Raw genomic sequence first — 26108 nt, forward strand, 5'->3', positions numbered from 1 at the left:
CCTTTCCCCTTCAATATCCCGGCTCCTGCCGGGCCGCCCCGCCCGCCCCTCGACCGCACGGCGGGATTGAATTGTGCTCCAAGCTGCGCCACATAAGGGCAAAGGTTGAAGAAAATGCAGAACATCAAGACCGCGAAATTTGCGATCGGGCAGGTCGTCCGCCACCGTCTGTTCCCCTTCCGGGGCGTTATTTTCGACGTCGACCCGGAGTTCGCCAACACGGAAGAGTGGTATCAGGCCATTCCGCCGGAGGTGCGGCCCGCCAAGAACCAGCCCTTCTATCACCTCCTCGCCGAGAACGAGGAGACGGAATATGTCGCCTACGTCTCGGAGCAGAACCTCCTGGAGGACGAGTCGGGCGAACCCGTGCGCCATCCGCAGCTTTCCGAGTTTTTCATCGAAACGCCGGACGGGCGCTACCAGCCGCGCATGCGCCAGCATCATTGAGGCCGCAAACGAAAACAGGGCCCGATGAGGCCCTGTCGCGGTCCGTGGCTGGCGTTACTGGGCCTGCTTCGCCCGCTCCTGGGCGGCCTTCAGCTTCTCGACGAACTCCTCGTTGTTCTTGCTGACAAATTCCTCCAGCTTCTTCTGCCGCTCGTCGAGGTCGCTCTGCTGCAGCGGCTCGCCGTCATAGGCGTCGGTGAAGCCCTGCAGCGTCACCTTCACGGGGTTGGGCTGGTTCTGGAAGTTGACGGAAGTGAGGGTCAGCTCCGAACCGCGCTTGAAGGAGCTGATGAGCGCATCGGTGAGCTGCGCCTCGGCCACGCAGCGATCAGGCACGCAGATGGCGTAGTCGATCTTCTGGGTATTGCCGCCATCCACCTGCAGGCCGATGCCCGGCGGAATGAGGCGGCCGGTGGGAACGGCGATCTGCAGCACGCGCCGGTTCACCTTGCCCTCGATCTCGATCAGGTTCACGCTGGTGAGAAGCTGCCCCGTATTGGCGCGCAGAAGGAACTGCACGTTGCAGACGTCCACATCCTCCTGCTTGGTGCAGGCTTTGAACCAGCCCTGAGGCGGCTCCTGCTGCGCGTGTGCGGTACTGCCATAGCCGATGGCGGCCACGCCGAGCGCACCGAGGAAAGCTCCCGCCAGGCGGCTCGCTCTCGCTTTCAGGCTCATCATCGTTTCCCCGTTCCTCTTGATCTCACAAAAACCGTGCGGCTGAACCAACTGCCGTAACTGGTGGCCGAATGCGGCGACAGCAAGGCCCCTGGCGCCTGTTACAACGCCTGCGCCGGCGAATCCAGTGCCTCGCCGCCAACGGGCCGCAATTCGCCGTTCAAAATCCTGCCCGCCGGCGTGGACAAACCGGCCACGCGGGGAGAGGATGCGCGGCCGTAACACCCGAGCCGATTCGATCCCGCATGGAGGTCAGACCATGTTCCGCACCGTTTCCACTCCAGTGCTCCTGGCCGCCCTCCTGCTTTGCGGGGCAGCGCAGGCCGAGGAGGCGCCGGCCCACGGCATTGCCATGAATGGCGAGCCGGCCCTGCCGGCCGATTTCACCCATTTCCCCCATGCCAACCCGGATGCCCCGAAGGGCGGCGAGATCACCTATTGCGTGGTCGGCTCCTTCGACAACCTCAACCCCTTCATTCTCAAGAGCATGCGCACCACCGCGCGCGGCATCATCGACACCATCTTCGGCAATCTCGTCTTCGAGTCGCTGATGCGGCGCAGCGATACCGAGCCCTTCTCGCTCTACGGGCTGCTTGCCGAGAGCGTGGAGATGGACGCCGAGCGCACCTATGCCGAGTTCCACCTCAACCCCGACGCCAGGTGGTCGGACGGCAAGCCGGTCACCCCGGAGGATGTCATCTTCACCTACGAAACCTTCGCGCAGAAGGCCCGCCCGCCCTACTCCACACGCATGAACCGGATCGACAGGATCGAGAAGACGGGACCGCACAGCGTGCGCTTCACCTTCAACGACAAGGCCGACCGGGAATTTCCGCTCATCGTTGCCATGACGCCCGTCATCCCGGCCCATGCCTTCGACCCAGAGACCTTCGATCAGGCGACGCTGAAGCCGCTGGTGGGCAGCGGCCCGTACACCATCGAGACGGTCCGTCCGGGCGAGCGGATCGTCTTTCGCCGCAACCCCGACTACTGGGGCGAAAACATCCCCTCCATGCGCGGCTTCGCCAATTACGGCCGCATCACCATCGACTATTTCCTGAACGGCAACGCCCAGTTCGAGGCGTTCAAGAAGGGCCTGTGCTCGGCCTATGCGGGGGCCATCTATACCGGGTTGGAGCCGAGCCGCATCGAGCGCGACTTCGACTTTCCCGCCGCCCGCGACGGCAAGGTCATCGTCGAGTCCTTCGAAACGAAGATCCCGCCCGTCGTCACCGGCTTCGTCTTCAACACCCGGCGCGAGAAATTCGCCGATCCGCGCGTGCGGCAGGCGCTGTCGATGCTCTACGATTTCGGCTGGATCAACGCGAACATCTTCGACGGGCGCTATCACCGCACGCTCAGCTACTGGCAGGGCTCGGAGCTGTCGGCGCTCGGCCGGCCGGCGGGACCCAAGGAGAGAGAGCTTCTGGCGCCCTATGCGGACAAGGTGCTGCCCTCGGTGATGGACGGCACCTATGGCGAGGATGCCGATTCGGACAGGAAGATCGACCGGCAGACCATGCGCGAGGCGCTCGACCTGCTGCAGCAGGCGGGCTACCGGCTGCAGGATGGGCGGCTTGTGGATGCCCAGGGCCGGCCCTTCTCCTTCGAGATTCTCATCACCTCCGCCGAACAGGAGCGCTTCGCCGCGGTCTTCCAGCGCGCGCTGCGGCGTCTGGGTATCGAGGTGTCGCTGCGCCTTCTCGACGACTCGCAGATGCAGCAGCGCAAGCAGACCTTCGAGTTCGACATGCTGATCTCGTCGGTCGGCTTTTCCGGCTCGCTGTCGCCGGGCAGCGAGCAGGTCGGTCGCTGGGGCTCCTCCTCGGCCAATGCGGAAGGCTCCTTCAACCTCGCAGGCGTTGCCGACCCGGCGGTCGATGCGATGATCGAGGCGATGCTCAAGGCGCGCGACAAGGAGACCTACGTCGCCGCGGTGCGGGCGCTCGACCGGCTGCTGATCTCCGGCGCCTACATGGTGCCCATGCAGCACGACAACAGCAAGTGGATCGCCTACTGGAACTATCTGGAGCACCCAGAGATTGCGCCCAACAACGGTTTCGACCTTTATAGCTGGTGGCGAAAGCCGGAATAGGCGGAAAGACCATGCCCGAAGGGGAAACCATCCATATCGACGTCGTCTCCGACGTCGTGTGCCCGTGGTGCTATGTGGGCGAGCGCCATCTTGCTGCCGCGCTCGGCCTCATGGAAGGTATCGAAGCCGTCATTCGCTGGCGTCCCTACCAGCTCGATGCATCCATCCCGCCCGAGGGGCGCGACCGGCAGACATACCTTCTGGACAAGTTCGGCGACCCGGCGCGCATCGAGGCCATGCACCGGCGCCTGCGCGAGATGGGCGAGGCGGCCGGCATCACCTTCAATTTCGAGGCAATCAAGGTGTCGCCAAATACGCTCGATGCACACCGCCTCATCCGCTGGGCGGCGAGTGCCGGGCCGGGCATACAGGCCCGCCTCGTGCGGCGGCTGTTCCAGCTCTATTTCGAGGAAGGCGCCGATATCGGCAGAGGCGAGGTCCTGCTCGATGCTGCGCGTGCGGCGGGCATGGATGCGGCCCTGGCGGAGACGCTGCTGCCCACCGGAGCCGACCGCGCCGAGGTCGAGGCGGAGATTGCCACGGCCCACCGCATGGGCATCACAGGCGTTCCCTGTTTTCTGCTCGAAGGCCGCTATGCGCTGATGGGCGCACAGCCGCCCGAGGCTCTGGCGGAGGCCATCGGCAAGGTCGCGGCGGCGAAGGCTGCGGGCGCCCTGGACGACGAGACCCAGGAATAGGGCTACCGCCGCCACAACGGTTCATACGGCCCGCGGGGGGACAGATTCAACACCCCCCGAATCTCCCTCCCCCGCCAACCCATTGCCTCTACTCACTCTTCCCTATTCTCTGTTCGCGCCATCCCCCTTTTCATCCGCACCCGCACCGCTTGGCTTTCCGAGCGACGAACACCCGGAGCCATGGCGGAGACCATTGGATGCGCCGCAGATCAATAGAGAAGGCATGGACAACCCGCCCCGTTTTCCGGGGCTTTGACAAGACCCGGCCTGGAGCCGAGGCGCAAAAACGAAGACGCACGGGCGGGCCAACGATCAGGCGGCCTGCTTTTCCACCAGCCGTACGAGTTGCGTCATGATGGTGGCGGCACCGGCGAGGCGCTTTTCGGCGTTCGGCCAGTCGCGGATGAACACCACGCTGTGGTCAGGGCGAATTTTGGCGAGCGAGCCCTGTTCGCCGATGAAGCGCACCAATGCTGCCGGGTTGGCGAAGGTCTGATTGCGGAAGGCGATGACCACGCCCTTGGGGCCTGCGTCGAGCTTTTCCACGTTCGCCCTGCGGCACAGCGCCTTGATGAAGACGATCTTCAACAGGTGCTGGACTTCCTCCGGCAGCGGGCCGAAGCGGTCGATCAGCTCGGCGCCGAAGGCATCGATCTCCTCCGGCGTGTGCAGTTCGCCCAGCCGCCGGTAAAGCCCCAGTCGAAGCTGCAGATCCGGCACGTAGCTTTCGGGGATCATCACCGCCGTGCCCACCGTGATCTGCGGCGACCAGCCGGTGTCGGCCACCTCGCCCGTGCCGCGCATTTCCGCCACGGCCTCCTCCAGCATCTGCTGGTAGAGCTCGTAGCCCACTTCCTTGATGTGGCCCGACTGCTCCTCGCCCAGAAGGTTGCCGGCGCCGCGGATATCCAAGTCATGGCTGGCAAGCTGGAAGCCGGCGCCCAGCGTGTCGAGCGACTGCAACACCTTCAGCCGCCGTTCGGCCGTAGCGGTGAGCTTCCTGTTGGCCGGCAGGGTGAACAGCGCATAGGCGCGCACCTTGGAGCGGCCCACCCGGCCGCGGAGCTGGTAGAGCTGCGCCAGGCCGAACATGTCGGCGCGATGCACGATCAGGGTGTTGGCCGTGGGAATGTCGAGGCCGGACTCGACGATGGTCGTGGAAAGCAGGACGTCGTACTGCCCGTCGTAGAAGGCATTCATGATGTCGTCCAGCTCGCCAGGCGCAAGCTGCCCATGGGCGGTCGCCACCTTCAGTTCCGGTACCTGGCTGGCCAGAAAGTCGCGCACCTCGGCAAGGTCGGCGATGCGCGGCACGACGTAGAAGCTCTGGCCGCCGCGATAGCGTTCGCGCAGCAGCGTCTCGCGGATCACCAGCGGATCGAAAGGCGAGATGAAGGTGCGGACGGCCATGCGGTCCACGGGCGGCGTGGCGATCAACGAAAGCTCGCGCACCCCGCTCATGGCCAATTGCAGCGTGCGCGGGATGGGCGTGGCCGAAAGCGTCAGCACATGCACGTCGGACTTCAGCTCCTTCAGCCGCTCCTTGTGCTTGACGCCGAAATGCTGCTCCTCGTCGATGATAAGAAGGCCGAGATTCTTGAAGTGCACGGATGCGCCCAACAGCGCATGGGTGCCCACCACGATGTCCACCGTGCCGTCGGCCAGCCCCTTCTTGGTTTCGCTGAGCTCCCTGGCGCCCACCAGCCGCGACGCCTGGCGCACCCGAACGGGAAGACCCGCGAAACGCTGGCTGAAGGTCTTGAAGTGCTGGCGGGCAAGCAGGGTCGTCGGCACCACCACGGCAACCTGGAAGCCTTCCATCGCCGCGACGAAGGCAGCACGCAGCGCCACCTCGGTCTTGCCGAAGCCGACGTCGCCACACACCAGCCGGTCCATCGGACGGCCGGACGAGAGGTCTTCCAGCACCGCCTCGATGGCCGATTGCTGATCCTCCGTCTCGTCATAGGGAAAACGTGCCGCAAACTCTCCATAAAGCCCGTCGGGCGGCGCCAGCTTGGCGGCCGGGCGCATCTGCCGCTCCGCGGCGATCTGGATAAGCTGACCCGCCATTTCCAGAAGGCGCTTCTTGAGCTTTGCCTTGCGCGACTGCCAGGCGACGCCGCCCAGCTTGTCCAGCACGGCCTCCGCCGAATCCGAGCCATAGCGCGACAGAAGCTCGATGTTCTCCACCGGCAGGAACAGCCGGTCGTCGCCGGCATAGCGCAGTTCCAGGCACTCATGCGGCGCGCCGGCGGCCTCGATGGTTCTGAGGCCCACGAAGCGGCCGATGCCGTGATCGGCGTGGACGACGATGTCGCCGGCCGACAGCGCATTGACCTCGGAGATGAAATCGGCTGCCTTCTTCCGCCGTGCCGAGCGGCGCACCAGCCGGTCGCCCAGAATGTCCTGCTCGGCGACGATGGCAAGGCGCTTTGTCTCGAATCCCGCCTCCAGCGGCAGAACGCCAAGCCCCGCCTGGCCACTGGCCAGCCCTTCAATTGCGGCAAGGCTGTCGACGCGCACCACATTGCCGAGCCCATGCTCGGCGAGGATCTGGCCGAGGCGCTCGGCCGAGCCCTCGCTCCAGCCGGCGATCATCACCCGCTTGCCGGCAGCGCGCAGGGCGCCGATGTGCTTCACGGCGTGGTCGAAGACATTGGCGTTCGGATCGGCCCTCTCCTCGGCAAAGTTGCGCCCGGCATGGGCGCCGCCGTGCAGCACGGGACCGGCGCCCTCCTGCGGCGTGTCGAATGGCGTGAGGCGGACAAGGCCGCGCGCCTCCGCCAGCCGCACCGCCTCTTCCGGCTCCAGATAGAGGCGCGCAGGCTCCACGGGCTTGTAGGGAACGGCGGCGCCGAGCCCCTGCCCCTCGGCCTGCCGCAGTCGGGCCTCGTAGTGGTCGACGATCAGCGCATGGCGTTCGCCGAGCGCCTCCTTGGCCAGGTGGTCGAAGACCACCGGCGCGTCGGGCAGATAGTCGAACAGGGTTTCCAGCCGTTCGTGGAAAAGCGGCAGCCAGTGTTCCATGCCGGAAAAGCGCCGTCCTTCGGAGACCGCTGCATAGAGCGCATCATCGCGCGACGGCGCGCCGAAGGCTTCGATATAGTTGCGGCGGAAGCGCGAGATGGTTTCCGGCGTCAGCGTCACCTCGCTCATCGCCTGCAGAACCACCTCGGCACGCTGGCCGGTGGTGCGCTGCGAAGCGACGTCAAAGGCGCGGATGGACTCCAGCGTGTCACCGAAGAAGTCGAGCCTCAGCGCCTCCTCCCAGCCGGGTGCGAGGAGATCGAGAATGCCACCGCGCACCGCAAACTGGCCGACGTCGCGCACGGTGGGGACCCGCTCGAAGCCGGCGTTCTCCAGGCGCTTGGCCAGCGCCTCCATGTCCACCTGGTTTCCCGGTCTGGCGCGAAAGCTCTGCGCGGCGATCTGGTCGGCGGGCGGCATGCGCTGCAGCAGCGCATTGGCGCTTACCAGCACGATGGCCCGGTGCGGCCTTTGCTTCAGTGCCGCCATGGCCGCCATCGCATCGAGCCGCCGCGCGGCCGCATCCGCGCCGGGCGAGACGCGGTCATAGGGCAGGCAATCCCAGGCGGGCAATTCCAGAAGCGGCAGTCCAGGCGCGGCAAATCGCAATGCTTCGGCCACCAGCGGCAGGCGCTGTCCGTCGCGCAGCACGAAGACCAGCGGTCCCTGCGGCGCGATTTCGGCGCTGATGCGCGCCAGCGCGAAGGGCTCAAAGCCGTCTGCAATGCCGTCCACGGTCACCGCGCCGGTGCGGCCGCGGGAAAGGCCGATGGGGTCGATCAGGTCGGTCATGGCTTGTCGGGTCAGCTCGGCGTTTCGCAGAAAGCGCGCAGTCGGGCAAAAAGCGCGGTGTCATGGGCGGGCGCCACCGGCGCGCGGCCCGTCACCCAGGGCAGAAGCGTGGAGTCGGGCACCTCCAGAAGCGCCTCGAACTGCGCCAGCTCTTCCTGCGACAGCGTGGCGATGTGGCGGTCGGCAAATCCGCCCAGCACGAGGTCCATCTCGCGCATGCCGCGCCGCCAGGCGCGCACCAGGGCGCGGCGTCTGCGCGGCTCGAGATCGGCGCTCGAACGGGTGGTTCCGGTCATGGCGTCTTGTCCTTCTGCGAGGCGCATATAGCGTGTGACAACGGCGCTGTCAGCCTTGCGCGGGGGCTTTTGTTCCATAAGCTGACATTCATGCGCCCCTCGATCCTCGATCCCCTCTTTGCACCGGCCACGAGCCTCGACGGCATCGGCGACAAGCTCGCCCGCCTGATCGCCAATGTCGTTCCGGCCGATCTTGCCTCCCGCCCCCTGCGCGTGGGCGATCTTCTGTTCGTGCTTCCGCATGCTCTCATCGACCGGACCAACCGGCCGGGCGTTGCGGGCGCGCCGCACGGCGCTATCGTCACCCTGTCGCTCACCGTCGACCGGCACCAGCCGCCGCCAGGCGGCAGGAAGAACGTGCCCTATCGCGTCTACGCCTTCGACGAGACAGGAGAAATCGCCCTCACCTTCTTCCACGCGCATCAGGCCTATCTGGAGCGCCTCCTTCCCGTGGGTGGCGCTGTGGTGGTCTCCGGCCGCATGGAATGGTTCAACAGCCGTCCCTCCATGGTCCACCCGGACCACATCCTGCCGGCGGACGAGGCCGCGGCGCTGCCGTCGCTTGAACCGGTCTATCCGCTGACGGCGGGGCTTTCGGCAAAGGTCCTGCGCCGCGCCATCGCCGGGGCGCTCGCCCGCCTGCCGGCGCTTCCAGAGTGGCACGATGCGGGCCTGCAAGCGCGACTCGGTCTGCCCTCCTTCGCGGCCGCTCTCAACACGCTGCACAACCCGCAGGGCATATCCGACATTTCGCCGGAGGGCGCGGCATGGCGGCGCCTGGCCTATGACGAGTGCCTGGCAAGCCAGCTCTCGCTTGCCCTGGTGCGGGCGCGCGCGCGCCGCCTTGCCGGGCGGCCGCTCGTGGGAGACGGCAGGATTACCGAGCGCATCAAGGCCGCGCTACCCTATCGGCTCACGCCGTCGCAGCAGCAGGCGGTGGCCGACATCCATGCCGATCTGGCCGGCGAGAAGCGCATGCTGCGCCTTTTGCAGGGAGACGTGGGCGCGGGCAAGACCGTGGTGGCGCTTCTGGCCATGGCGCGGGCGGCGGAGGCCGGCGGCCAATCGGCGCTGATGGCGCCAACGGAGCTGCTGGCCCGCCAGCACCTGGCGACGATCCAGCCGCTTGCCGAAGCAGCGGGGCTGAAGGCGGCAATCCTGACCGGCCGAGAGAAAGGCCGCGAGCGCCAGGCGGTGCTCGCAGCCATTGCCGCGGGCGAGATCGCCTTCGTTGTCGGCACGCATGCCCTGTTTCAGGAAAAGGTGCGCTTCCGCGATCTGGTGCTGACGGTCATCGACGAGCAGCACCGTTTCGGCGTGCACCAGCGCCTGGCCATCAGCGCCAAGGGAGATGCGCCGGACATGCTGGTGATGACCGCCACGCCCATTCCGCGCACCCTGGTGCTTTCGGCATTCGGCGACATGGACGTCTCGCGCCTCACCGAAAAGCCTGCCGGGCGCAAGCCGATCCGCACCGTCACCATGCCGGCGGAACGCCTCGATGAGCTGGTGGCAAGGCTCGTGAAGGCGGTGGCGGAAGGCCAAAAGGTCTACTGGATCTGCCCTCTGGTCGAGGAATCGGAAGCGATGGAACTCACCTCCGCGGAAGACCGCTTCGCGACCCTTGCCAAGGTGTTCGGAGCCAAGGTCGGTCTCGTCCACGGCCGCATGGGCGCCCGCGAGAAGGACGAGGCCATGCGCGCCTTCAAGGAGGGGAAGACGCGCATCCTCGTCGGCACCACGGTGGTGGAGGTGGGTGTGGACGTGCCAGACGCCACCATCATCGTCATCGAGCATGCGGAGCGTTTCGGCCTGGCACAGCTTCACCAGTTGCGCGGTCGCGTGGGGCGCGGCGAGCGCGCGTCGTCCTGCGTGCTTCTCTACAAGCCGCCGATCGGCGAGACGGCGAAACGCAGGCTTGCGATCCTGCGCGAGACGGAGGACGGATTTCTGATCGCCGAGGAGGATCTGCGGCTGCGTGGCGAGGGCGACCTTCTGGGCACGCGCCAGTCCGGCTCTCCCGGGTTCCTGGTGGCGCGGCTCGAGTTTCACGCCGACCTTCTTGCCACCGCGCGCGACGACGCACGGCTCATCCTGACGCGGGATCCCGAGCTTGACAGCGAGCGCGGAAGGGCGCTGCGCGTGCTTCTCTACATGTTCGGCAAGGACGAGGCGGTTCGGCTGTTGCGCGCCGGCTGAGCGGCCAGCGCCTCCTCCGCCAGGGCCTGGGTCGCGGCCTTGTACTCCGGCGTGACAAGGCCAGCCGAGACCACGAGCTTTGCCGCATCCTCGATCGACATTTCCAACTCGATGATCTCCTCCTTCGGCACATAGAGGAGATAGCCGGAGGTGGGGTTGGGAGTGGTCGGCAGGAAGACGGCAATGGCGGGATTGTCGTCTCCATTGGTCACGTGGCGCACCTCGCCGCGCGCCTCCGTAGCGATGAAGACCAGCGCCCACAGGCCCCTGCGCGGATATTCGATGAGGCCCACCTTCTTGAAGGTGTCGGAGCGCTCCGCCAGCACCGTTTCGAGGATCTGCTTCAGCGCCCGGTAGATGCTGCGCACCAGCGGCATGCGGCCAAGCAGATACTCGCCATAGGAAATGATGGTGCGGCCGATGATGTTGGCCGTCAGAAAGCCGATCAGCGTGATGAGCACCAGCGCCACGATGAGCCCGAATCCCGGCACGGCGAAGGGCAGATAATTGTCCGGGTTGTAGCGGGCGGGAATGTAGGGTTTCACCCACGAATCCACCCAGCCCACGAAGGACCAGGCGAGATAGGCGGTGATCGCCAACGGCGCCGTGACGATGAAGCCCGTCAGGAAATAATTGCGCAGGCGGGTCATCACCGGGCAGGACCTCGGGTGTCTGCTGACTGGAAAGGATGTTCAGTTCGGGCGGAGACTAGCGAGCCGAACGGTTTTCGTCCAGATGAAACCAACGCGGCGGCGCGACTTTCGCCGCCGCCCGGCCAGGACGACGCCGGGCGCCCTACTCCACCGTCACCGACTTGGCGAGATTGCGCGGCTGGTCCACATCCGTGCCCATCACCACCGCCGTGTGATAGGCGAGCATCTGCACGGGCAGCGCATAGACGATGGGGGCCAGAAGCTCCGGCATCTTCGGCATGACGATGGTCTCGAAGCAGTCTAGAGAGGCACGTGCCGCCCCCTCCTCGTCCGTGATGAGCACGATGCGCCCGCCGCGCGCGGACACCTCCTGCATGTTGGAAACCGTCTTGTCGAAGACGCGGTCCTGCGGGGCAATGACGACGACCGGCATCTGCTCGTCGATGAGCGCGATGGGCCCGTGCTTGAGCTCGCCCGCCGCATAGCCTTCCGCGTGGATGTAGGAGATCTCCTTGAGCTTGAGTGCCCCTTCGAGCGCCAGCGGATAGCTGGTGTCGCGGCCGAGATAGAGCACGTGGCGCACCTGCGAAAGCGCCCGCGCCACCTTCTCGATCCGCCCTTCGAGCTTCAGCGCCTGGGCGGCATAGCGCGGCGCCTCCGAAAGCGCACGCACGAAGTCGGCCGCCTGCTCCCGAGAGAGCGTGCCCCGCTCCAGCCCGGCGCGCACGGCAAGCGCGGCGAAGATGGAAAGCTGGCAGGTGAATGCCTTGGTGGAGGCCACGCCGATCTCCGGCCCCGCAAGCGTGGGGAAGATGCCATCGCTCTCCCGCGCCATGGTGGAGTCGCGCACATTGACGATGGAGGCAATCGGGATGCCGGCGCTGCGGCAGTAGCGCAGCGAGGCCAGCGTGTCCGCCGTCTCGCCGGACTGCGAGACGAACAACGCGGCACTTTTCTGCGAAAGCGGCATCTCGCGGTAGCGGAACTCCGAGGCGATGTCGATGTCCACCGGAAGGCGGGCGTAGCGCTCGAACCAGTACTTGCCGATGAGCCCCGCGAGATAGGCCGTGCCGCAGGCCGAGACGGCAAGCCGGTCGATCGCCGCGAAGTCGAACGGCGTCTCGAAATTCTTCACCCCGCCGCTCGCGAAATCCAGATAGTGCGCCAGGGTGTGAGCGATCACCTCCGGCTGCTCATGGATCTCCTTCTCCATGAAATGGCGGTGATTGCCCTTGTCGACCAGCAGGCTGGTGCCCACCGACTGCTGGCGCTGGCGCTCCACGCGCCGACCTTCCATGTCGAAGATCTCGACGCCCGAACGGCGTACCGCCACCCAGTCGCCATCGTCCAGATAGGTGATGGAATCGGTAAACGGCGCCAGGGCAATGGCGTCCGACCCCAGATACATCTCGCCATTGCCGTGGCCAACGGCCAGCGGCGGCCCGTTGCGCGCACCGATGATCAGATCTTCATCGCCGCGGAACAGGATGGCGAGCGCAAAGGCGCCCTGCAGACGCCGCAACGCGGCAAATGCGGCATCCTGCGGGCGCAAGCCGCGCCGCAGCTCTCGCGCCACCAGATGCGCCACCACTTCCGTATCGGTCTGGGAGGCAAAGACGAAGCCTTCCGCCGAGAGCTCTTCGCGCAGCTCGGCGAAGTTCTCGATGATGCCGTTGTGGACAACGGCGACATCCTGCGAAAAATGCGGGTGCGCGTTGGTCTCGTTGGGAACGCCATGGGTGGCCCAGCGGGTATGGCCGATGCCGACGAAGCCGCCGAGTGGCTGGGAGCGCAGCCGCTCCTCAAGGTTGACGAGCTTGCCTTCGGCACGCCGGCGATCAAGCTGCCCGTTTTCGACCGTGGCCACACCGGCCGAATCATAGCCGCGATATTCGAGCCGCTTCAGAGCATCGACGATGAGGGGCGCGACCGGCGTGCGCCCGACAATGCCAACTATCCCACACATGATGTCCCCGCTGCCTTGCTGTCCGTGCCGGCTGTTTCGGATTCCTGCCTACACTTTTATGGTGCGCGGCGCCCGCACCAAATACAATTATGGTTTCGCGCCTGTCACGTGGACAGGGCTATTCGAGGTCGGCGATCTCGCCCTTGCCGCTTTCGCCGCTGACGCGCTGGGACAGCGAGGCCTTCATGAAATCGTCAAGCTCTCCATCGAGCACATCCTGCGGGCTGGTGCTTTCCACGCCGGTGCGCAGATCCTTCACGAGCTGGTAGGGCTGCAGCACGTAGGAGCGGATCTGATGGCCCCAGCCGATCTCGCCCTTGCTGGACTCGGCGGCGTTGGCGGCTTCCTCGCGCTTCTTCAGCTCCTCCTCGTAGAGGCGGGCGCGCAGCATGTCCCAGGCAGTGGCGCGGTTCTTGTGCTGGGAGCGCTCGCGCTGGCACTGGACGACTATGCCCGTTGGGATGTGCGTGATGCGAACGGCCGAATCGGTGGTGTTGACGTGCTGGCCCCCGGCACCCGAGGCCCGATAGGTGTCGATGCGCACGTCCGATTCAGGAATGGTGATCTCGATCGAATCGTCGATCACCGGATAGACCCAGACGCTGGCGAAGGAGGTGTGCCGGCGCGCATTGCTGTCGAAGGGCGAGATGCGCACCAGACGGTGCACGCCAGACTCGGTCTTCAGCCAGCCATAGGCGTTGCGGCCCTTCACGAGAATGGTGGCGGACTTGATGCCCGCCTCCTCGCCCTCGTGCACCTCAAGCACCTCGACCTTCATGTTGCGGCGCTCGGCCCAGCGCGTATACATGCGCAGAAGCATCGAGGCCCAGTCCTGGCTCTCGGTGCCGCCGGCGCCTGCGTGCACTTCCAGATAGGTGTCGTTGCCATCCGCCTCGCCCGAAAGCAGCGTTTCCATCTGGCGGGCGGCAATCTCCCCCCGCAGGGCGCGGATGGCGGCTTCCGCCTCCTCAACCACCGCCTGGTCGCCCTCTTCTTCGCCGAGCATTATCAGCTCGACATTATCGTTAAGAGATTGCGACAAGGTGTTGATGGCATTTATATTTTCCTCAAGCGTCTGGCGCTCGCGCATGAGCTGCTGGGCTTCCTGCGGATCATTCCACAGATCGGCCTCCTCGGCGCGCGCGTTGAGGTATTCGAGTCGTTTTACCGCCTCGTCCCAGTCAAAGATACCTCCTCAGCAGGCTTATGGCCTGCTTGATTTCGTCGACGAGATTTGCCGTTTCGCTGCGCATGTCTTCCTTCTTTCCGGGCGATGTCCGTGAATCGGGCGGAACTTATGGGCAGGCGCGCGGCCTGTAAAGGTGATGGCCGGCCCGCCTTGCCGGGCCGGCCGGTACAGCCTGCCGAATATTGTCAGAACAGCCCGCCGGCCCCGGTGGTGATTGCCCGGTTGGCCTGCGGAGAGACGGTTCTTATGCGCCCGCCATTCACGGCCTCCATGTCGATCACCCAATAGGTGTCGGCAGGCCCGGTGCCGGGCTTGAACGCCTCCATGATGACGCCCGGCTGGCCGGCCTGGGCGCGCATGCCGGTCTTGCGGTCGATGGGGATGAGCTTCATGCCCTCGGGAACCTTGAAGTCCACGGGCCTGGCATCCTTCAGAGCGGAGGCCATGAACTCCTTGAAGATGGGGGCGGCCAGCCCGCCGCCCGTCGAGCCGCGGCCCATGGGCCTCGGCTGATCGTACCCCATGAAGACGCCGACCACGAGGTTGGGCGTGTAGCCGATGAACCAGGCGTCCTTCTCCTCATTGGTGGTGCCGGTCTTGCCGGCGATGGGATAGCCGAGCTCGGCCACCGTGGTCGCGGTGCCGCGCGTGACCACGCCCTCCATCATGGAGGTGATCTGATAGGCCGTCATCGGATCGAGCACCTGCTCGCGATTGTCGATGAGCTGCGGCTCCGGCTGGTCGTTCCATGCCTGCGCATCACAGCCCTGGCACTCGCGCTGGTCGTGCTTGTAGACCGTCTTTCCGTAGCGGTCCTGGATGCGGTCGATCAGCGTTGGCTGGATGTACTTGCCGCCATTGGCCATCACCGCATAGGCGGCGACCATGCGCATGACCGTCGTCTCGCCGGAGCCCAGCGACATGGCCAGATGCTCAGGCATGTCGTCATAGAGGCCGAAACGCTCGGCATACTCGGCCACAAGGTCCATGCCCATGTCGTTGGCCAGGCGCACGGTCATCAGGTTGCGCGAACGCTCGATGCCCATCCTGAGTGTGGAGGGGCCGGCGAAGTTGCCGCCGTAGTTCTTAGGCTCCCAGACCTGATTGCCGATCTGGATGGAAACCGGCGCATCAAGCACCACCGAGGCAGGCGTGTAGCCGTTGTCGAGGGCGGCGGCATAGACGATGGGCTTGAAGGCAGAACCGGGCTGGCGCAGCGCCTGGGTGGCGCGGTTGAACTGCGAATTGGCGAAGGAGAACCCGCCCACCATGGCCAGCACGCGGCCGGTATGGGGGTCCATGGCGACGATGGCGCCGCCGATCTCGGGCACCTGGCGCAGGCGCCAGCCTTTTTCGCCCTCGCCCTTCTTCTTCTCGACATAGACGACGTCGCCGGGCTTGAGAACGCCGGCCGGCGAATCGGCCTTGACCAGGCGCCCATCCACCACGTGACGCAGCGCCCATTTCATGTCTTCGAGGGCCACCGTGCCGGTCTCACGCTCCTTCGACAGGGCGCCGGAGACCTCGCGCGGCGGCTGCAGGCCCACGGTGATGCCCTCGGCCGATGCCTCCAGAACCACCGCCAGGCGCCACTCGGGTACATCGCGCAGCGCCTCGATCTCGCCCAGCGGCTTGCCCCAGTCGCCGGACATGTCGATGCGGCCCACGGGGCCGCGGAAGCCGCGCAGCGTGTCGTAGCGGATGAGCCCGTTCTGCAAAGCCTTGCGGGCAAAAAGCTGCAGCTCGGGATCGAGCGTGGTGCGCACCGACAGACCGCCCTCATAGAGGGCGTTCTCGCCGTAGCGGGCGATAAGCTCGCGCCGCACCTCCTCGGTGAAATAATCGGCGGCGAAGAGATAGCTGCCGCCGCGGCGTGGAGTGACGTTGAGCGGCGCGGCCTTGGCCTTCTGCGCCTCTTCGGCGGTGATGTAGCCGTTCTCCTGCATCTGGTCGATCACCCAGTTCCGGCGCTCGATGGCGCGTTCGGTATGGCGGAACGGGTGATAGTTGGAGGGGCCCTTCGGCAACGCCGCGAGATAGGCCGCCTCGGCGACGGTCAGCTCGTTGACCGACTTGTCGAAATAGGTGAGTGCCGCGCCAGCCACGCCATAGGCGCCGAGGCCAAGCCATATCTCGTTCAGATAGAGCTCGAAGATGCGGTCCTTGGAATAGGCCTGCTCGATGCGGAACGCGAGAATCATCTCGCGAATCTTGCGCTCCACGGTCTGGTCCGAGCTCAGCAGGAAATTCTTGGCAACCTGCTGGGTGATCGTCGAGGCGCCCACCAGCCGCCGGCCGGTGCCCATGTTCTGGATATTGGTGATGACCGCGCGCACGAGACCGATCGGGTCGATGCCGGGGTGGGTGTAGAAGTTCTTGTCCTCGGCCGAGAGGAAAGCCGCCTTCACCCGGTCGGGAATGGCCTCGATGGGCAGATAGAGACGGCGCTCGCGCGCGAACTCGGCCATGAGCGAGCCATCGGCGGCGTGGATGCGCGTCGTCACCGGCGGCTCGTAACGCGCCAGCACCTCATAGTCGGGAAGATCCTTGGTGACATGGCCGACATAGATCGCAACACCCGCCGCGGCCAGAAGCGCAAGGACCACGCCGATGCCGAAGAAATATCCTAAAAGACGTACCATACCCGCTCCAGTAGGGTCGAACAGACCGGCTGAGCCGTCTCGCGCACCGCATGATAGCACCAAAGCAGCGCGCGAGAAAAACGAGTCATCCGGCCGCTTCTGCGTTGTCCATGTGGGGAAAATGCGGCGATCGCGAAAATGGCGGCCCGGCGGTGGCGAAAAATTCGCCGGCGTTGTGTCTGTGCCACGCTTGCATGACGGCTATCCCCCTGCCCCGCCCTTCACCTTGGCGAAGGCGTCGATTGCCTGGACAATGCTGTCGGCCGCGCGGGCGCGCCAGTCCGCATCGCGCATCTGCGCCTCGTCCTGGGCGTTGGTGAGATAGCCAAGCTCGAGAAGGACGGACGGCACGTCCGGCGCCCGCAGAACGCGGAAGCCGGCGGAGCGCAGCGGATTGTTGACCAGCGTCACGGTGTCGGAGAGCTCGCCGATCAGGGTGCGCGCGAAGCGCATGGAAAACGCCTGAGTTTCGCGCCGAATCAGGTCGGCCAGGATGTCGGTCACCACGTCCTGCTTCTCCTCCTCGACCATGCCGGCCAGCGCGTCGGAGAGGTTTTCGCGCGCCGCCATGGCGGCGGCCTGGGCATCGGACGCCCGCTCCGAAAGCGTGTAGACCGTGGCGCCGCCGAAACCGCGCACGCGAATGGAATCGGCGTGAATGGACAGGAAGAGATCGGCATCGTTCCGCCGGGCGATGCGCACGCGTTCGTCGAGCCGCAGGAAGACATCGGTGTCGCGCGTCATCACGACATTGTAGCGGCCCGTCTTTTCGAGCTTGCTGCGCAGTTCCAGCCCGAAGGCGAGCACGATTGTCTTCTCCAGCGTGCCGTTGACGCCGCGTGCGCCGCTGTCGATGCCACCATGTCCCGGATCGATGACCACCGTGAAGCGATCGTCCACAGGTGTGGTGACGGGACCATCGCCCGCCTTGCCAGCGGAATCGGGCGCGGAGGTGATTCGCTCGCGCATCGCCGCCTCGAAGGTGCTTTCGGAGGTTGCGATAAGATCGACGATGAGCCGGAATCCCGCCGTGGTCTCGTTCTCAAGCACCGCCAGGTCGTCGATGAGAAAGGGACCGTCGATGGTGAGGATCATGCGTGAGCGGCCAGGCTCCATGCGCCCGTAGCGCACCTTGGCCACCAGGCCGCGCGGAGCAAGCTCCGCCTCGTCAATGGCGAATTTCGTCTCCGGCAGGTCGATCACCAGCCTGTGCGGCGCGCGCAGGAAGAACCAGTTGACCTCCGGTTTGCGGTCGAAGCGGAGAACGATGCGCGTGCGCACCGCGTCGCCTGCCATCTTGTAGTCATAGGCGTTGAGAATGGGTGCATCGAGGGAGGGCCGCGCCTCCTGCGCTCGCGAATCGGCCGCGGCGAAGGCAACGGCCAGCAGCACGAACCACCCCGCCAACCATGCCGAGCATGGCAAACGCCGCGCCGCGCCCCCATATGGGGGGCAAGGACGCCTCCGGTTTCGCCTTGCCGTTCGCCAGTCCGACACACGCACTCCTCGTTCAAGGCCCCTGTTTGCGGCTGTCGGCGCGGTTAGCCCAAGCTTTCGACCGCATCAAGACATCGCAGGCGGGAACTGGCATGGAGAAATCAGGGTTGCCATGGTTCGTGTCAAATCATAAAAGCGGCAGTGAACCATCGCACCGCCTGTCGCGGGGTGTCGGCGGGCACCCGAAGCGCAAGCTTCCGGGAGACGGCCTGAACACGCCGCGATGCGGGCGAAGATGATGGTTCAAAAGGATTTCTTCGAGGTGTTTGCGGCGACGCCGAAACCCTTAACGTGAGGAAAACGGCCGGGATCTGTTCCTGAGCCGGCTCTTGTAACAGAGCAAAGTAGCGGGTCCGGCGCTCGGACCCTTGGTTGAAACGGTGCTGCCAGGCGATGCAATGGCTTTAAGCGCGCACAGAAAGCGTTCCCGAAACTCCCGCCGCGGCGAAGCGGCGGGCGGGCGCGGTGTCGCTGCGAGGCCGGGGCCGGCAGCCTTCAGATTATCCGGCATGACGGTTCGATGCGGCGCGGCAAGGAGGCAACATCCTCCCGCCCGGCGGCTGGGGCATGCCGGGGAGACAAGATTTAATGCCAAACAACAAGATGCTCATAGATGCCTCCCACCCGGAGGAAACCCGCGTCGTTGTCGTACGCGGTAGCCGTATCGAAGAATTCGATTTCGAATCTCAGGACAAGAAGCAGCTTCGAGGCAATATCTATCTGGCGCGGGTCACACGCGTCGAACCTTCGCTTCAGGCGGCTTTTGTCGAATATGGCGGCAACCGCCATGGCTTCCTCGCCTTCAGCGAGATCCATCCCGACTACTACCAGATCCCCGTCGCCGACCGGCAGGCCCTGTTGAAGGCAGAGGCCGATGAAGCCAAGGCCGACGAGGAGGAGGCGGAGGAAAGGGAGGAGAAGGAAGCTTCCGGCGGACGCGGCAAGAAGCGCCGGCGCAGCCGGCGGAGCGCCAGGACCGACGGTCAGGATGGAGACTCCGCCGCCGCGGAAAGCGCGCAGGGGGATGTGGTGTCCGAAGCGGCACCGCAGAACTTCGATGGCAACGACGATTCGAGCGAGGATGACGAGGTCGATACGGTCGGCGCGGAGGACGCCATAGACGAGGCGCAGACGCGCCGCCGCCCGGTGCGCCGCAACTACAAGATCCAGGAGGTCATCAAGCGGCGCCAGATCCTGCTTGTCCAGGTGGTCAAGGAGGAGCGGGGCAACAAGGGAGCGGCGCTGACCACCTATCTGTCGCTGGCCGGCCGCTACTCGGTCCTGATGCCGAACACGGCGCGCGGCGGCGGTATCTCGCGCAAGATCACCAATCCGGCCGACCGCAAGCGGCTGAAGGAGGTCGTCAAGAGCCTGGAGGTGCCGGAAGGCATGGGCGTCATCCTGCGCACCGCCGGCGCCAACCGCACCAAGGCCGAGATCAAGCGTGACTATGACTATCTCATGCGCCTTTGGGAGAAGGTGCGCACGCTGACGCTGCAGTCGGTCGCGCCTGCCCTCGTCTACGAGGAGGGCAGCCTCATCAAGCGCTCGGTGCGCGACCTCTACAACAAGGACATAGACCAGATCCTCGTCGCCGGCGAGGAAGGCTATCGCGAAGCCAAGGACTTCATGCGCATGCTCATGCCGAGCCATGCAAAGGTGGTCCAGCCCTATCGCGACTCGGTGCCCATCTTCGCCCGCAACGGCATCGAGGCCCAGCTCGACAAGATGCTGCAGCCGCAGGTGACGCTGAAATCCGGCGGCTACATCATCATCAACCAGACCGAGGCGCTGGTCGCCATCGATGTCAATTCCGGCCGCTCCACCAAGGAGCACTCCATCGAGGACACTGCGCTGCAGACCAATCTGGAGGCGGCCGAGGAGATCGCCCGCCAGCTTCGCCTGCGCGACCTGGCGGGGCTCATCGTCATCGACTTCATCGACATGGAGGAGAACCGCAACAAGCGTGCGGTGGAGAAGCGCCTCAAGGAGTGCCTGAAGAACGACCGCGCCCGCATCCAGGTGGGCCGGATCTCGCATTTCGGGCTGCTGGAGATGTCGCGTCAGCGCATCCGGACCAGCGTTCTGGAAAGTACGATGCAGCCCTGCCCGCATTGTGGGGGCACGGGCCATGTGCGCTCCGAATCCTCCGTGGCCCTCCTGGTGGTGCGCGCCATCGAGGAATATCTTCTGAAGGATGCGCGCAGCGACATCACCGTGCGCACCCCCTCCTCCACGGCGCTCTATCTTCTCAACCACAAGCGCTCCAACCTGATCGAACTGGAAAACCGTTTCGGCGTGACGATCACGGTGGAGACGGACGAGGAGCTGGAGGGTCAGCACTACGCCATCGTCAAGGGCCAGGCGGCCACCCGGCGCCCGCTGCCGAACCTGAATGCCGCACCGCCGCTTCTTCCCGAGCCGGAAGAGATTGAGGACGAGGCGGAGAACGATGCGGAGAGCGAGACAGGCGAAGAAGCGGCAGCGGTCGGCGACGAGGAAGCCGGCGGCTCCTCGCGCAAACGCCGCCGGCGCCGCCGGCGCCGTGGCGGACGCGACCGGGGCAGCGAGCAGGCCGCGACGGAGGTGAGCGAAGAGGCAAGCCAGAGCACGGAAGAACCTGCCGAAAGCCCTGCGGAAGCCGCCGCCGAGCAACCGCCGGCCGAGGACACAGAGGGCGAGCGCAAGAAGCGCCACCGTGGCAAGCGCGGAGGACGCCGCCGTCGTGAGGCGCAGGCCGCGAGCGAGGACGAGCAGCAACAGGGCGCGGAGACGGCTGACGAGGCGACCGGCGACGAACCGGACAAGGACGAGCCTGCCGAGGCCGCTTCTCCGCAGGAGGCGGTCGAGCCAGTGGAGAGCAAGCCGGCAGAGGAAAAGGCGGACGCCGAAAAACAGCCTGCCAAGAAGCCTCGGCGCCGTCGCGCTGCCCAGAAGGCCGAGGAAGAGACTGTCTCCGAACCTTCCGCCAATGCCGAACCAGGGGCGGCCGACGCTGAAAGCGCAGGCGCCGAGCCGACACAGGGTGAAGGCGGCGATGAGACGAAGGCGGCAGCCGAGAAGCCGCGTAGCACGCGCCGCGGGTCTTCCAAGCCGGCAACCGAAAGCCAGGAGCCCGTCGTTTCCACACCCCAGGGAACCGAGGAAGAGGCACCCCGCAAGACAGGCTGGTGGCAACGGCGAAGCTTCTTCTGATCGAGGATGGCAACGGCCAGGGCTCGCCCTGGCCGTTGCCGTTCCGGCGGTCGGCCGGGCGGTGCGGCATCACAAGCGCTTGATCGGGGTGTTCTTGCGCCTTTTCCTTGCCACGAAGCTCGATTACCAATCCGTGCCATGTTGATTGCCCATAGCCCTTTTCGCCTTCTCAGAGGCCTTGTCGTCCTCCTCACCGCCGCGGGCATGGCTGCCGGGCCAACGGTCGCTCAGGCGCAACGCGGTATTCCGATCGTGCGCGATGCGGAGATCGAGGCGCTGGTGGCCGACTATGCCAAGCCGATCCTGCAGGCTGCGGGCTTGAGCCGTTCCGGCATCGAGATCGTGCTCGTCAACAACCACAGCTTCAATGCGTTCGTGGCTGGACGGCGCATCTTCATCCACACCGGCGCCCTGCTGGCGGCCGAGACCCCCAACGAGATCATCGGCGTGATCGCCCACGAGGCCGGCCACATCGCCGGCGGGCATCAGCACCGGCTGCGCGAGCAGATTGCCCGCGCCAAGACCATGGCGGTGGTGGCGGCGCTTGCCGGAATCGGCGCCGGCATTGCGGGCGCGGCGAGCGATTCGGGCGCGCTGGCCGGTGCCGGGGCGGGCCTTGCGACAGGTGGCGCCGAGTTTGCCCGCCGCAGCCTGCTCGGCTATCAGCGCACCGAGGAGATAACCGCCGACCGCTCGGCCATCGACTATCTGGAGGCCACCGGTCAGTCCGGTCGCGGGATGCTGAAGACCTTCGAGCGAATGGCCGGAGACATGGCGCTGGCGGGCGTCAATGTGGACCCGTACCAGTTGAGCCATCCGATGCCGCGCGACCGCATCGCCAATCTTCAGTCGCTGGTGGAGAAGAGCCGTTATCGCGACCGGAGGGATCCCCCTGCCCTGCAACTGCGGCACGACCTGATGCGCGCCAAGCTCGCCGCCTATACGGCTGGCGCCAATGCAGCACCGAGGCTTTTCCGAAACGATCCGCAGGGGCTGGCCATGCTCTATGCCGGCGCCATATCGAGCTTTCTGCACGGCAGCCTGCGCGACGCGCTCGACAAGACCGATCGCTTGATCGCCGCACAGCCGCGAAACCCCTATTTCCACGAGCTGCAAGGGGAAATCCTCATCAAGGCCAACCGCCCGCGCGAGGCGGCCAACGCCTATGCAAGGGCGCTCAACCTCGCCTCTTCCTCTTCCGGTCTTCTGCAGGTGGGCTATGGGCAGGCGCTTCTTGCGACGGGGGAGCCCGATCTGGTGCGCAAGGCGGCAGAGCAGCTCAAGGCGGGCCTCTCGCGCGAACCAGAATACGTCAACGGCTACCGCTTCCTGGCCCAGGCCTACGGCCAGCTTGGCAATGTGGGCGCTGCCGAACTTGCCACGGCGGAGGGCTATTTCCACGCCGGCAACCACCGCGAGGCCAAGATCTTCGCTGCCCGCGCGCAGATGAAGCTGAAGCGCGGCTCGCCGGAATGGCTGCGCGCCCAGGACATCATCGACTACCGCGCCCCCGGCGCGAAATGAAACCGGATCCGGCACGAAAGCACGCATCGAGAGGAACGCCTTCATGAGAAAGCACGTCTTGGCCGCCACCTTCGCAGCCCTCGCATTTGCTCCCGGTCCGCTGGCGGCCGAAGAGGATGCGCGCGGCGGATTCAGCCGGGCCGAGATCGAAGGCATCGTGCGCGACTATCTGCTGTCCAACCCGGAAATCATGTACGAGGTCCAGGCGGCGCTGGAAGAAAAGCAGCGCCGGGAACAGGAAGCGGCCAGCCGGGCCGTCATCGCCGAGGCGGCACGGGAAATCTTCGACAATCCCCATGACGGGGTCATCGGCAACCCCGAGGGCGATGTCACCGTTGTCGAGTTCTTCGACTACAACTGCGGCTATTGCAGGCGGGCACTCGCCGACATGGAGGCGCTTGTGGCCGCGGACGACAATCTGCGCTTCGTGCTCAAGGAGTTCCCCATTCTGGGGCCGGATTCGCACGATGCGCACGTGGTCTCCATGGCTTTCCGCGCGCTGATGCCCGAAAAATACGGCGATTTTCACACAAGGCTTCTGGGCAGCGAGGGGCGCGCAACGGGCGACAAGGCGGTGGAAATCGCACTTGCACTGGGCGCCGACGAGGCGGCGCTGCGCAAGGAGATGGAGAATCCGGCGATTGCCGAGGCGATTGCAGGAACCTACAGGCTTGCTGACAGACTTCAGATCTCTGGCACGCCCTCCTATGTCGTCGGCCAGGACGTGGTCTATGGCGCGCTTGGGCAGGATACCTTGCGTGAAAAGATAGAGAAGGCGCGGCAATAGGGGCCGCGGCGAGCCATCGCCTTTGTGGACAGCCTCGAAGAAACCGCCTGCGCTCTTTCCGGCGCGGCCAAGGGCGACTATAGAGGGCGACGCGTCGGGGAAACGCAATGGCGAACACGATCTACATTCTCAACGGGCCCAATCTCAACATGCTCGGCAGACGGGAGCCGGGCATCTATGGCGGCAGCGCGCTTGCGGATATCGAGGCCGACTGCCGCGAGCGGGCGCGCGCCCTCGAACTCGAGATGGATTTCCGCCAGTCGAACCACGAGGGCCAGCTTGTCGACTGGATTCAGGAGGCGGGAGACAGGGCGGATGGGGTTGTTCTCAATCCCGGTGCCTATGGGCACACCTCGATCGCTCTTCATGACGCGATCCGCGCTGTCAGCCCGTTGCCCGTGATCGAGGTGCATCTGTCGAATATCCACGCCCGTGAACCCTTTCGACACCAATCTATGATAGCGCCGGTGGCAGCCGGTATGATATGCGGCCTTGGCCCCATCGGGTACGCGCTGGCGCTTGAGGCGCTGGCAGCGCGGCTCCGCCAGGAGGATGCGGGCAAGGCAGGACGAAAAGAGACACACCAATGAAAAAGACCGGAGTCGACCAGCAGCTCATTCGCGATCTGGCGGATATTCTCGACGAGACGCGCCTGACCGAGATCGAGGTGGAGGAAGGAGACTTGCGCATTCGCGTCTCCCGCCAGTCGCCGGTCATGCATGCAACGATGCAGGCTCCTGCGCCGGCAGCGCCGCAGCCCGTTGCCCCGGCGGAGAAGGAAACGGCGCCCGCTGCACCCGACGTGTCTAAGAATGCCGTGCCCTCGCCGATGGTAGGCACCGCCTACCGCGCGCCGGCGCCGGGTTCTGCGCCGTTCGTGGAGGTGGGCCAGACGGTGGAGCAGGGGCAGACGCTGCTTATCATCGAGGCCATGAAGACGATGAACCAGATTCCCTCGCCCCGCGCCGGCAAGGTGACGGCCATTCTCGTCGAGGATGGTCAGCCGGTGGAATTCGGGGAGCCTCTGGTTGTCATCGAGTAGCGGCGCGAGGAACTCCGGCCCAATGTTCCAGAAGATCCTTATCGCCAATCGTGGCGAAATCGCGCTCCGGGTTCTGCGGGCGGCCAAGGAGCTGGGCATCAAGACGGTCGCCGTCCACTCGACCGCCGATGCCGAGGCCATGCATGTGCGGCTGGCGGACGAGAGCGTGTGCATCGGCCCGCCCGCGGCGCGCGACAGCTATCTGAACATCCACCAGATCGTCGCTGCCTGCGAAGTGACCGGCGCCGACGCCATCCATCCCGGCTACGGATTCCTGTCGGAGAACGCCAAGTTCGCCGAGATCCTCGCCGCTCACAACATCACCTTCATCGGCCCCTCGGCAGAGCATATCCGCCTGATGGGCGACAAGATCGAGGCAAAGCGCACGGTCCGCAAGCTTGGCATCCCCGTGGTGCCCGGCTCGGAGGGCGCGGTGCGCGAGGAAGACGAGGCGCGCAAGATTGCCGCCGAGATCGGCTATCCCGTGCTCATCAAGGCTTCGGCCGGTGGCGGCGGGCGCGGCATGAAGGTGGCCCGCTCGCAGGCGGAGCTGGCTCAAGCCCTGTCCACCGCCCGCTCCGAGGCCGGAGCGGCGTTCGGCGACGATGCGGTGTATATCGAGAAATACCTGGAAAAGCCGCGCCACATCGAGGTTCAGGTGGTGGGCGATGGCGCCGGCAATGCCGTTCATCTGGGCGAGCGCGACTGTTCGCTGCAGCGGCGGCATCAGAAACTGTGGGAGGAGGCCAACTCCCCTGCCCTCAATGCCGACGAGCGGATGCGCATCGGTGGCATCGTCGCCAAGGCGATTGCGGATATGGGCTATTCCGGTGCCGGAACGGTCGAGTTTCTCTACGAGAACGGCGAGTTCTACTTCATCGAGATGAACACGCGGCTGCAGGTGGAGCATCCGGTGACGGAGGCGATCACCGGCATCGACCTGGTGCATGAGCAGATCCGCGTCGCTTCCGGCGGTGGCCTGTCGGTCAAGCAGGAGGATGTGCGTTTCTTCGGCCATGCCATCGAATGCCGCATCAATGCCGAGGACCCGCGCACCTTCATCCCCTCGCCCGGCACCATCACCCATTTCCATACCCCCGGTGGCCTTGGCGTGCGTGTCGATTCGGGTGTCTATTCGGGCTACCGCATCCCGCCCTATTACGACAGCCTGATCGGCAAGCTGATCGTGCACGGGCGCAACCGCGTGGAGTGCATGATGCGGCTTCGCCGCGCGCTTGACGAGTTCGTGGTCGACGGGATCAAATCGACGCTGCCATTGTTCCAGGAACTGGTGGGCAATGTCGATGTGGCAAACGGCGATTACGACATTCACTGGCTGGAGAACTACCTCGCCGACCACCAGTAAAGCAGGGTGGCGGGG

Annotated in this window: 18 protein-coding genes; 10 read left to right on the forward strand and 8 right to left on the reverse strand. The window is 65.6% G+C overall.

Annotation, left to right across the window (positions count from 1 at the left end; genetic code table 11):
* Positions 1 to 114: 114 nt before the first annotated feature.
* Complete coding sequence (gene hspQ / locus NYR58_RS14260) at positions 115 to 447, forward strand: heat shock protein HspQ (protein ID WP_261521611.1); 333 nt, start codon at positions 115 to 117, stop codon at positions 445 to 447.
* Between the two features lie 54 nt (positions 448 to 501).
* Here hspQ and NYR58_RS14265 read toward each other — a convergent pair whose 3' ends face one another.
* On the reverse strand, positions 502 to 1128 hold the full coding sequence (locus NYR58_RS14265; RefSeq protein ID WP_261521612.1) for an invasion associated locus B family protein: 627 nt from the start codon (positions 1126 to 1128) through the stop codon (positions 502 to 504).
* A 256-nt stretch (positions 1129 to 1384) separates the two neighbouring features.
* Between NYR58_RS14265 and NYR58_RS14270 the strand changes: the two genes are divergently transcribed.
* Entirely contained in the window at positions 1385 to 3220 is a 1836-nt protein-coding gene (locus NYR58_RS14270; protein ID WP_378074619.1) for an extracellular solute-binding protein, read from the forward strand.
* Between the two features lie 11 nt (positions 3221 to 3231).
* Positions 3232 to 3918 (forward strand): DsbA family oxidoreductase, encoded by a 687-nt coding sequence (locus tag NYR58_RS14275; protein ID WP_261521613.1) that lies wholly within the window; start codon positions 3232 to 3234, stop codon positions 3916 to 3918.
* Between the two features lie 312 nt (positions 3919 to 4230).
* Here the strand turns inward: NYR58_RS14275 and mfd are convergent, their stop codons facing one another.
* Positions 4231 to 7737, reverse strand: a complete 3507-nt coding sequence (gene mfd / locus NYR58_RS14280; protein ID WP_261521614.1) for a transcription-repair coupling factor — start codon at positions 7735 to 7737, stop codon at positions 4231 to 4233.
* A gap of 11 nt (positions 7738 to 7748) precedes the next feature.
* Complete coding sequence (locus tag NYR58_RS14285; RefSeq protein ID WP_261521615.1) at positions 7749 to 8033, reverse strand: FAD assembly factor SdhE; 285 nt, start codon at positions 8031 to 8033, stop codon at positions 7749 to 7751.
* Positions 8034 to 8123: 90 nt separating this feature from the next.
* Between NYR58_RS14285 and recG the strand changes: the two genes are divergently transcribed.
* A complete protein-coding gene (recG, locus tag NYR58_RS14290; protein ID WP_261521617.1) occupies positions 8124 to 10232 on the forward strand; it encodes an ATP-dependent DNA helicase RecG in 2109 nt (702 codons plus the stop codon).
* Here the strand turns inward: recG and NYR58_RS14295 are convergent.
* The 5 genes from NYR58_RS14295 to NYR58_RS14315 all read right to left on the reverse strand — a co-directional run bounded on the left by NYR58_RS14295 (position 10184) and on the right by NYR58_RS14315 (position 18071).
* Complete coding sequence (locus tag NYR58_RS14295; RefSeq protein WP_261521670.1) at positions 10184 to 10882, reverse strand: DUF502 domain-containing protein; 699 nt, start codon at positions 10880 to 10882, stop codon at positions 10184 to 10186. The two genes, recG and NYR58_RS14295, sit on opposite strands and share 49 nt — an antisense overlap.
* Before the next feature lie 145 nt (positions 10883 to 11027).
* Positions 11028 to 12851, reverse strand: a complete 1824-nt coding sequence (gene glmS / locus NYR58_RS14300) for a glutamine--fructose-6-phosphate transaminase (isomerizing) (protein ID WP_261521618.1) — start codon at positions 12849 to 12851, stop codon at positions 11028 to 11030.
* Positions 12852 to 12969: 118 nt separating this feature from the next.
* A protein-coding gene (prfB, locus tag NYR58_RS14305) for a peptide chain release factor 2 (RefSeq protein ID WP_261521620.1) occupies positions 12970 to 14104 on the reverse strand; the annotation gives its coding sequence in 2 pieces (ribosomal slippage) (positions 12970 to 14037 and positions 14039 to 14104; 1134 coding nt in all).
* Positions 14105 to 14225: 121 nt separating this feature from the next.
* Positions 14226 to 16682 (reverse strand): penicillin-binding protein 1A, encoded by a 2457-nt coding sequence (locus NYR58_RS14310; RefSeq protein WP_261521621.1) that lies wholly within the window; start codon positions 16680 to 16682, stop codon positions 14226 to 14228.
* Positions 16683 to 16883: 201 nt separating this feature from the next.
* Entirely contained in the window at positions 16884 to 18071 is a 1188-nt protein-coding gene (locus tag NYR58_RS14315; RefSeq protein ID WP_261521671.1) for an N-acetylmuramoyl-L-alanine amidase, read from the reverse strand.
* 696 nt (positions 18072 to 18767) lie between these two features.
* Between NYR58_RS14315 and NYR58_RS14320 the strand changes: the two genes are divergently transcribed.
* The 6 genes from NYR58_RS14320 to accC all read left to right on the forward strand — a co-directional run bounded on the left by NYR58_RS14320 (position 18768) and on the right by accC (position 26093).
* A complete protein-coding gene (locus tag NYR58_RS14320; RefSeq protein ID WP_261521622.1) occupies positions 18768 to 21374 on the forward strand; it encodes an Rne/Rng family ribonuclease in 2607 nt (868 codons plus the stop codon).
* Positions 21375 to 21578: 204 nt separating this feature from the next.
* Positions 21579 to 22898: a M48 family metalloprotease gene (locus tag NYR58_RS14325; protein WP_261521625.1), complete on the forward strand. Its 1320-nt coding sequence runs from the start codon at positions 21579 to 21581 to the stop codon at positions 22896 to 22898.
* 43 nt (positions 22899 to 22941) lie between these two features.
* Entirely contained in the window at positions 22942 to 23685 is a 744-nt protein-coding gene (locus tag NYR58_RS14330; protein WP_261521627.1) for a DsbA family protein, read from the forward strand.
* 107 nt (positions 23686 to 23792) lie between these two features.
* A complete protein-coding gene (gene aroQ / locus NYR58_RS14335; RefSeq protein ID WP_261521629.1) occupies positions 23793 to 24275 on the forward strand; it encodes a type II 3-dehydroquinate dehydratase in 483 nt (160 codons plus the stop codon).
* Positions 24272 to 24727 (forward strand): acetyl-CoA carboxylase biotin carboxyl carrier protein, encoded by a 456-nt coding sequence (gene accB, locus NYR58_RS14340; protein WP_261521630.1) that lies wholly within the window; start codon positions 24272 to 24274, stop codon positions 24725 to 24727. Before aroQ ends, accB begins: the two co-directional genes overlap by 4 nt.
* Before the next feature lie 22 nt (positions 24728 to 24749).
* Complete coding sequence (gene accC, locus NYR58_RS14345; RefSeq protein WP_261521631.1) at positions 24750 to 26093, forward strand: acetyl-CoA carboxylase biotin carboxylase subunit; 1344 nt, start codon at positions 24750 to 24752, stop codon at positions 26091 to 26093.
* Positions 26094 to 26108 lie beyond the last annotated feature (15 nt).

The organism is Chelativorans intermedius (assembly GCF_025398255.1).
Classification (GTDB): Bacteria; Pseudomonadota; Alphaproteobacteria; order Rhizobiales; family Rhizobiaceae; genus Chelativorans; species Chelativorans intermedius.

What these genes read in the sequence shown, in the direction of transcription:
- hspQ (WP_261521611.1), top strand. Translation starts at nt 115, where the DNA reads ATGCAGAACATCAAGACCGCGAAATTTGCGATCGGGCAGGTCGTCCGC.
- NYR58_RS14265 (WP_261521612.1), bottom strand. Translation starts at nt 1,128, where the DNA reads ATGATGAGCCTGAAAGCGAGAGCGAGCCGCCTGGCGGGAGCTTTCCTC.
- NYR58_RS14270 (WP_378074619.1), top strand. Translation starts at nt 1,385, where the DNA reads ATGTTCCGCACCGTTTCCACTCCAGTGCTCCTGGCCGCCCTCCTGCTT.
- NYR58_RS14275 (WP_261521613.1), top strand. Translation starts at nt 3,232, where the DNA reads ATGCCCGAAGGGGAAACCATCCATATCGACGTCGTCTCCGACGTCGTG.
- mfd (WP_261521614.1), bottom strand. Translation starts at nt 7,737, where the DNA reads ATGACCGACCTGATCGACCCCATCGGCCTTTCCCGCGGCCGCACCGGC.
- NYR58_RS14285 (WP_261521615.1), bottom strand. Translation starts at nt 8,033, where the DNA reads ATGACCGGAACCACCCGTTCGAGCGCCGATCTCGAGCCGCGCAGACGC.
- recG (WP_261521617.1), top strand. Translation starts at nt 8,124, where the DNA reads ATGCGCCCCTCGATCCTCGATCCCCTCTTTGCACCGGCCACGAGCCTC.
- NYR58_RS14295 (WP_261521670.1), bottom strand. Translation starts at nt 10,882, where the DNA reads ATGACCCGCCTGCGCAATTATTTCCTGACGGGCTTCATCGTCACGGCG.
- glmS (WP_261521618.1), bottom strand. Translation starts at nt 12,851, where the DNA reads ATGTGTGGGATAGTTGGCATTGTCGGGCGCACGCCGGTCGCGCCCCTC.
- NYR58_RS14310 (WP_261521621.1), bottom strand. Translation starts at nt 16,682, where the DNA reads ATGGTACGTCTTTTAGGATATTTCTTCGGCATCGGCGTGGTCCTTGCG.
- NYR58_RS14320 (WP_261521622.1), top strand. Translation starts at nt 18,768, where the DNA reads ATGCCAAACAACAAGATGCTCATAGATGCCTCCCACCCGGAGGAAACC.
- NYR58_RS14325 (WP_261521625.1), top strand. Translation starts at nt 21,579, where the DNA reads ATGGCTGCCGGGCCAACGGTCGCTCAGGCGCAACGCGGTATTCCGATC.
- NYR58_RS14330 (WP_261521627.1), top strand. Translation starts at nt 22,942, where the DNA reads ATGAGAAAGCACGTCTTGGCCGCCACCTTCGCAGCCCTCGCATTTGCT.
- aroQ (WP_261521629.1), top strand. Translation starts at nt 23,793, where the DNA reads ATGGCGAACACGATCTACATTCTCAACGGGCCCAATCTCAACATGCTC.
- accB (WP_261521630.1), top strand. Translation starts at nt 24,272, where the DNA reads ATGAAAAAGACCGGAGTCGACCAGCAGCTCATTCGCGATCTGGCGGAT.
- accC (WP_261521631.1), top strand. Translation starts at nt 24,750, where the DNA reads ATGTTCCAGAAGATCCTTATCGCCAATCGTGGCGAAATCGCGCTCCGG.